The sequence below is a fragment of the Streptomyces sp. MK37H genome, assembly GCF_018035285.1.
GTDB lineage: Bacteria > Actinomycetota > Actinomycetes > Streptomycetales > Streptomycetaceae > Streptomyces > Streptomyces endocoffeicus.
On record NZ_JAAAYH010000388.1, the window covers coordinates 1 to 8,543 of the forward strand.

2 protein-coding genes and 1 pseudogene are annotated in these 8,543 nt (G+C 71.9%); all 3 read left to right on the forward strand.

Going from position 1 to position 8,543, the window contains the following annotated elements:
• Positions 1-256, forward strand: a pseudogene (locus tag GWI24_RS35270) (hypothetical protein); the annotation flags it as partial.
• A gap of 47 nt (positions 257-303) precedes the next feature.
• Positions 304-6,933, forward strand: coding sequence for a type I polyketide synthase (locus tag GWI24_RS35275; protein ID WP_210950111.1), 6,630 nt, complete (start codon positions 304-306; stop codon positions 6,931-6,933).
• Positions 6,934-7,009: 76 nt separating this feature from the next.
• On the forward strand, positions 7,010-8,543 hold a 1,534-nt coding region (locus GWI24_RS35280), incomplete at its 3' end, for a type I polyketide synthase (RefSeq protein ID WP_210950112.1).

Genomic DNA, 8,543 nt, shown 5'->3' on the forward strand with positions numbered 1-8,543 from the left:
GCAGCTGACCTCCGAGGGACATCTGCTGTCGGAGCTCGACCGGTGGGACGCGGTCTCGGAGCCACGGGCGGTGGACGAGGCGGCCCGTCGCCGGATCACCGGGCGGCTGCGGCTGCTGCTGGCCAAGTGGAGCGACACGGAACGGGAATCGGAGCGTTCCACGGCCCACAGCGAGCTCGAGACGGCGACGGCGGAAGACATTTTCGACCTCATCTCCGACGAGTTCGGAAAGTCCGACGAGCTCGGAAAGTCGTGAGCCCGATGACCCCCATCCTCCGCGACGCGCCAAGGAGCCTCCGCTAGATGTCGAACGAAGAGAAGCTGCTCGACCACCTCAAGTGGGTCACGGCCGAGTTGCGCCAGACCCGTGAGCGTCTGCGGGAGGCCGAGTCCGCCGAGCCGGAGCCCATCGCGATCGTGGGCATGGCCTGCCGCTATCCGGGCGGCGTGCGGTCGCCGGAGCAGCTGTGGCGGCTGGTGCGGGACGGCGAGGACGCCGTCTCCGGGTTTCCCACGGACCGGGGTTGGGGCGTTGAGGAGCTGTTCGACCCGGATCCCGAAAGCTATGGGAAGTCGTATGTGGACCAGGGCGGATTCTGTTACGACGCGACCGAGTTCGACGCGGCCTTCTTCGACATCAGCCCCCGTGAGGCCCAGGCCATGGACCCCCAGCAGCGGCTGCTGCTGGAGACCGCGTGGGAGGCGTTCGAACGCGCCGGGCTCAATCGGGCGTCGCTGGGCGGCAGCAACACCGGGGTGTTCGCCGGGGTCGGTTCGCATGACTATCTGTCGGTCATCGGCGCCGTCACCAGCGAGGTGGAGGGCTATGTCGGCCCCGGGAACCTCGGCAGTGTGGTGTCCGGGCGGGTGGCGTACTCGCTCGGCCTCGAGGGGCCCGCGGTCACGGTGGACACCGCGTGTTCCTCGTCGCTGGTCGCCATCCATCTGGCGTGTCAGGCGCTGCGCAACGGCGAATGCGATCTGGCCCTGGCCGGTGGCGTGGCCGTGATGGCGACGCCCGGCGCGTTCATCGAGTTCTCCCGTCAGCGCGGCATGGCCCCGGACGGCCGTTGCAAGCCGTTCGCGGCGGCCGCCGATGGCACCGGGTGGGGCGAGGGCGCCGGGTTGATCGTCCTGGAGCGCCTGTGTGAGGCGCAGCGCCGCAACCGCCGTGTCCTCGGGGTGATCCGGGGTTCCGCGGTCAACCAGGACGGTGCCAGCAACGGCCTCACGGCGCCGAACGGGCCCTCGCAGCAACGGGTGATCCGACAGGCCCTGGCCAACGCGCAGCTGTCCACCGCCGAGGTGGACGTGGTCGACGGACACGGCACCGGGACCACCCTCGGCGATCCGATCGAGGCGCAGGCGCTGCTGGCCACGTACGGCCAGGGCAGGCCGGAGGACCGGCCGCTGTGGCTGGGCTCGGTCAAGTCCAACCTGGGGCATACGCAGGCCGCCGCCGGTGCGGCCAGTGTGATCAAGATGGTGATGGCGATGCGGCATGAGCTGCTGCCCGCCTCGCTGCACATCGACGAGCCGACGCCGCACGCCGACTGGGGGTCGGGTGCGGTACGGCTGCTGACCGAGCCGGTCGCGTGGCCGCGTGGGGAGCGTCCGCGCCGGGCCGGTGTGTCCGCGTTCGGGATCTCCGGTACGAACGCCCATCTCATCCTGGAGCAGGCACCCGCCCCCGCCGGGACACCATCCGTCGCAACGGTGCCGACCGACGGCGACAGCGACGGTGTTTCGGCGGGTGGTGTGGTGCCGTGGGTGGTGTCCGGGCGCGGCGCTGAGGCATTGCGCGGTCAGGCACGCGCGCTGGCCGAACGGCTGGCCACCGACCCCGAGACATCGCCGACGGAAGTCGGCTGGTCACTGATCGCCACCCGGTCCGTCTTCGACCACCGCGCCGTCATCGTCGGCGAACACCGCGACGAACTCCTGACCGGACTCAACGCCCTCGCCACCGGCGACACCCACCCCACCGTCATCGAGCCGAGCACCACCACCAGCAGCGGCCCCAGCGCAGGCGGCATCGGACCGGTCCTGGTCTTCCCCGGCCAGGGCTCCCAATGGCTCGGCATGGGCGCCGGACTCCTCGACACCTCCCCCGTCTTCGCCGCCCGCGTCGCCGAATGCGAACAAGCCCTCGCCCCCCACGTCGACTGGTCCCTGACCGAAGTTCTGCGGGGCGGCGTGAACGCCGCCGACCTCGCCCGTGTCGATGTCGTCCAGCCAGTCCTATGGGCCGTCATGGTCTCCCTGGCCGCCGTATGGGACCACCACGGCATCACCCCCGCCGCCGTCGTCGGCCACAGCCAAGGCGAAATCGCCGCCGCCTGCGTCGCCGGAGCCCTCTCCCTCGACGAAGGCGCCCGCATCGTCGCCCTCCGCGCCCACGCCCTCCGCCGCCTCGCCGGCCACGGCGCCATGGCCTCCCTCACCCTCAGCCAAAACCAAGCCGAAGAATTCCTCACCGAACTCGGCGAAGGTGCCAAGGGGGTGGGTGTGGCAGCCGTCAACGGACCCGGCTCCGTCGTCGTCTCCGGGCCCCCAGACCAGGTCGCCCACACCGTCACCGCATGCGAACAGGCAGGCCGCCGCGCCCGGCTCATCGACGTGGACTACGCCTCCCACAGCGCCCAAGTCGACGAAATCGCCGAGGAGTTGAACGAGCTTCTGGCCGGGGTCAAGCCGGTGCCGGGCCAGGTGGCGTTCTACTCGACCGTCACCGGCGCCCGCATGGACACCAGCGAGCTCGACACCGCGTACTGGGTCAAGAACCTCCGCGAACGAGTGCGCTTCGCCGACGCCGTACGAGCACTCCTCGACGACGGCCACCGCGTGTTCATCGAAGCCAGCACCCACCCCGTCCTCACCATCGGCATGCAGGAGACCTTCGAGGAAGCCGGTGTGCCCGCGGCCGCGGTACCGACCCTGCGCCGGGACCACGGCGACCACGCCCAGTTGATGCGGTCGGTGGCGCAGGCGTTCACCGCCGGGGTCGAGGTCGACTGGACCCGCTGGTTCCCCACCGACCCCGCACCCCGCGTCATCGACCTGCCCACATACGCCTTCCAGCGGCGGCGGTACTGGCTGGACGGGCGGGGTGGCCACAGTGGCGACCCGGGCGACCTCGGGCTGGGGTCCGCTGAGCATCCGCTGCTCGGCGCCGCCGTGGAACTCGCGGAGGGCGGCGCCCATCTGCTGACCGGCCGCCTGTCGCCGCGGACTCATCCGTGGCTGAACGACCACCGGGTGCTGGACACCGTCCTGCTGCCGGGCACCGCCTTCGCCGAACTCGCCCTGCACGCCGCGGCGCGGACCGGCTGTGACCATGTGGCGGAGCTGACCCTGCATGCGCCACTGGTGATTCCGCAGGGCGAGGCGGTCGACATGCAGATCGCCGTGGCCGCTCCCGACCACACCGGTGAGCGTCCGATCACGGTGCATTCACGGCCGGCGGCCGACACCGGCGACACAGCCTGGACCCGGCATGCCACGGGGGCGCTCGCCACCTCCCCCGCGCCCAACTCCGTCGCCCTGGACGGCGCCTGGCCGCCCCCCGGGGCGACACAACTGCCCGTCGAGGACTTCTACCAGCGACTCGCCGACCACGGATACCACTACGGACCCTCCTTCCAGGGCCTCACCGCCGCGTGGCGGCTGGACGGCGATGTCTACGCCGAGGTGTCCCTGCCCGAAGGGGAGCGCGAGGACGCGGCCGCGTATGGCATCCATCCCGCCCTGTTCGACGCCGCGCTGCACGCCCGTGCCCTGGACGTAGCCCCCGACTCCGAGGACGCGCACCGGATTCTGCTCCCGTTCACCTGGAGTGGTCTGCGGCTGCGCGCCACCGGCGCGGACACCCTGCGGATCCGCATCACCCCGACGGCATCGGACCGGCTCACCGTTCTCGCGGCCGATCCGACCGGCGCGGCGGTGGCCGTCGTGGACGATCTGATCCTGCGCCCGGTGCCGGACGGGCAGTTGGGCAGGGCGCGTGCGGCGAGCCGGAACTCGCTGTTCCAACTCGCCTGGACGCGGATGACACCGGCCGAGGGCGCCCCCGCGTGCCGTTCGGCCGTGATCGGCCCGGACGGCGGGCCCCTGGCCGACGCGCTGCCCGACGCCTCCCACCTTCCGGATCTCGCCGCCGTGCGGGCGGCCGTGGCGGGCGGGTCCCCGGCCCCCGACGTGGTGTTCGCCTTCATCGGCTCTCCCACCGATGGTTGGGGCGATCCGGTGGAGCGCGCCCATGACCTGAGCAGGGAGGCCCTCGGGGTGCTGCGGGAGTTCCTCGCCGCTCCGGAATGCGTCGACGCCCGACTGACGGTGGTCACCCGTGGGGCGGTCGCCCCGCAGAGCCATGACGATGTCCACGATCTGGCCGCCTCCGCTGTGTGGGGTCTGGTGCGCAGCGCTCAGTCGGAGAACCCCGGCCGGGTCCTGCTGCTCGACCTCGACGGACTCGACCTCGATGGACGGGATGCCTCGCTACGGGCCCTGGCCGGCGCCGTGGCCTCGGGCGAGCCCCAGCTGGCACTGCGCGACGGCGTGGCGTACGTACCGCGGCTGGTCCACGACGACGCGGCCAAGCGGCTCACTCCGCCGGAGGGGTCGGCCACGTGGCGTCTGGGGCTGACCGGCCACGGCAGCCTGGACCAGCTGGCGTTGGTCGACTGCCCGGACAACACCCGCCCGCTGGGCCGGGACGAGGTCCGGGTGGCGCTTCGGGCGGGCGGGGTGAACTTCCATGACGTCGTCGTGGCGCTGGGCATGGTGGAGGACCCCAGGCCACTGGGCGGCGACGGTGCGGGCGTGGTCGTCGAAGTGGGGCCAGGCACCGAGGAGTTCGCGGTGGGCGACCGGGTCATGGGCCTGTTCAACGGCACCGGGTCGCTGGTCGTCACCGACGTCAGGATGATCACCAGGATCCCCGCGGGGTGGTCCTACGCACAGGCGGCCACCACACCGTCCGCCTTTCTCACGGCCTACTACGGTCTCGCCGATCTCGCGCGGCTGCGGGCCGGGGAGAAGCTGCTGCTGCACGCGGCCACCGGCGGGGTGGGTCTGGCGGCCGTGCAGCTGGCTCGCCACTGGCGAGCCGAGGTGTACGCCACGGCGGGACCCGCGAAGTGGCACGCCCTGCGGGAGCGCGGCTTCGACGACCGTCACATCGCCTCCTCGCGCACCCTCGACTTCGAGGAGCGGTTCCGCGCCGCCGCCGGATCCGTCGATGTGGTGCTCAATTCCCTGGCCGGTGACTTCATGGACGCGTCCTTGCGGCTGCTGGCCCCCAGCGGTCGCTTCATCGACATGGGCCGGACCGACGTCCGCGACCCCGAGGAGGTCGGCGCACGCTACCCGGGGGTCGTCTATCGCGCGTTCGACCTGGTCGGCGGGGCGGGTCCGGACCGAATCCAGCAGATGCTGGCCGAGTTGTCGACGCTGTTCGAGAACGGGACGCTGCAACCGCTGCCGACCACTCTGTGGGACATCCGCAGGGCCCCCGAGGCGTTCCGCTACTTCAGCCAGGCTCGCCACATCGGCAAGATCGTCCTGACGCTCCCCACCGCCCTCGACCCGGAGGGCACGGTCCTCATCACCGGTGGCACGGGCACCCTCGGCGCCGCCACCGCCCGCCATCTGGTGGCCCACCACGGCGTACGGCGGCTGCTGCTCATCAGCCGCCGGGGCCCCGACGCCCCGGGGGCCACGGAGCTGGCGGCCGAACTGACCGAGCTCGGCGCTCACGTCTCCGTCGCGGCGTGTGACGCGGCCGACCGGGCCGCCCTGGCCAAGCTGCTGGAGACCGTTCCCGACCGCCATCCGCTCACCGCAGTCGTCCACGCCGCCGGACTGCTGCGCGATGCCACGGTCGAGGCGCTCACGCCCGATCAGCTCGATGAGGTGTTGCGGGCGAAGGCCGACGCGGCGTGGAATCTCCATGAGCTCACCCGCGACACCGGGCTGTCGGCGTTCGTGTTGTTCTCCGCGGCCGCCGGGCTGCTGGGCGCCGCGGGCCAGGGCAACTACGCGGCGGCCAACGCCTTCCTGGACGCGCTCGCCGTGCACCGTCATGCCCAGGGCCTGCCCGCCACCTCCCTGGCCTGGGGATATTGGGCCCAGGCCACTGGGATGACCGGTGGGATGACGGACGCCGACCGGGCACGGCTGGCGCGGGCCGGGATGGTGGGGCTGGAGACCGAACAGGGTCTCGCACTGCTCGACATCGCGCTCGACAGCGGCCTTCCCGCCCTGGCGCCCATCCGGCTCGACCTGGCCACCATGCGGCGTGAGGCCCATGCCGACGATCTGCCGCCCCTCTTCAGGAGCCTGGTGCGCGGCGCCGCCCCGCAGGCGGCCACCGGAGCCGTCGCCTCGGGCGGGGCGGCACCGGCGGAGGCGTTCGCCACCATGTCCGGGGAGGACCGGCAGCAGGCGCTCCTGAAGCTGGTGCGCAACGCCACGGCGACGGTGCTGGGCCATGACACGGCGGATGCCATCCACCCCGCCCAGAACTTCCGGGAGCTGGGCTTCGACTCGCTGACCGCCGTGGAGCTGCGGAACCGGCTGAGCGCCGCCACCGGTCTGCGGCTGCCCGCCACGCTGGTCTTCGACCACCCCACGCCCACCGCGGTGGTGCGACTGCTGGAGGAACTCCTGGTCCCGGCCGGGACGGCGGCTGCGGACTCGCTCCTCAATGGCCTCGACTCCCTCGACGCCGCGTTGACCGGGGGGATCGCCGACCGGGACCAACGGGCCCGGATCGCGGCCCGGCTGCGGGAACTGCTGCGCAAGGTGGACGGCCCGTGGCAGAACGCGGACGGTGACGGCGACGCCGAGGAGGATCTGGCGTCGGCCAGCGACGAGGAGTTGTTCCGGGCGCTCGACAACGAGCTGACTGTCTCCGACGACGGTCTCCGATGAACCAAGACCACTGGATCAGGACCACTGGATCAGGACCGCTGAATCAGGACAGCCGTGACGATCGGGTTGATGCGATATGACGGATGACGAGAAGCTCCGCAGCTATCTCAAGCGGGCGACCGCCGATCTGCGTCTGGCCAGGCGGCAGTTGCGCGAGGTCGAGGACCGCGCCCGGGAGCCCATCGCCATCGTCGGGATGGCCTGCCACTTCCCCGGCGATGTAGCGACACCCGAGGACCTGTGGCGGGTGGTGGACGAGGGCGTGGACGTCATCTCCTCGTTTCCCGACGACCGTGGTTGGGACCTGGAGAACCTCTACGACCCTGATCCCGAGCACGCCGGTACCAGCAGCGCCCGCGAGGGCGGATTCCTGCGCGATGTGGCCGATTTCGACGCCGAGTTCTTCGGGATCAGCCCGCGTGAGGCCGCGGCGATGGATCCGCAGCAGCGGCTGCTGCTGGAGACGGCGTGGGAGGCGTTCGAACGCGCGGGGCTCACGCGGGAGGCGCTGAGCGGCAGTGCCACCGGGGTGTTCGCCGGGGTGGACTCGTACCACTATCTGTCGCTCATCGGCCAGACGATGAGCGACTCGGCGGGCTATGTGGCCACCGGGAACCTCGGCAGCGTGGTCTCGGGCCGGGTGTCGTACTCGTTCGGCCTGGAGGGGCCCGCGGTCACGGTGGACACGGCGTGCTCGTCGTCACTGGTGGCCACGCACCTGGCGGTGCAGGCACTGCGGCAGGACGAGTGCTCGCTGGCCCTCGCGGGCGGGGTGACGGTGATGGCCACGCCCGGTGGGTTCACCGAGTTCTCGCGCCAGCGCGCGCTCTCCCCGGACGGGCGGTGCAAGGCGTTCGCCGCGGCGGCCGACGGCACGGGCTTCTCCGAGGGCGTCGGCCTGGTGCTGCTGGAGCGGCTGTCGGACGCACGGCGCAACGGACATCGGGTGCTGGCGGTGATCCGCGGTTCGGCGGTCAACCAGGACGGTGCGTCGAATGGTCTGACGGCGCCGAACGGGCCCTCACAGCAGCGAGTGATCCGGCAGGCCCTGGCCAACGCGGGGCTGTCGCCGTCCGAGGTGGACGCGGTGGAGGCGCACGGGACGGGCACGACGCTGGGCGACCCCATCGAGGCGCAGGCGCTGCTGGCGACGTACGGACAGGACCGGCCGGAGGGACGTCCGCTGTGGCTGGGCTCCATCAAGTCCAACATCGGGCACACCCAGGCCGCCGCCGGGGTGGCGAGCGTCATCAAGATGGTGCAGGCCCTGCGGCATGAGGTGCTCCCCGTCTCGCTGCACATCGACGAGCCGACACCGCATGTGGACTGGGGTGCGGGCGAGGTGCGGCTACTGACCGAACCGGTCGAGTGGGCGGCGAACGGACGGCCGCGCCGTGTGGGTGTGTCGTCGTTCGGCATCAGCGGTACGAACGCCCATCTGATTCTTGAGCAGGCTCCCGAACCGGCCGAGGCCGCCCCTGCGTCGGACGTGTCCGGGGGTGGTGTGTCGGCGGGTGGTGTGGTGCCGTGGGTGGTGTCCGGGCGCGGCGCTGAGGCGTTGCGCGGTCAGGCCCGCGCGCTGGCCGAACGGCTGGCCACCGCCCCCGAGG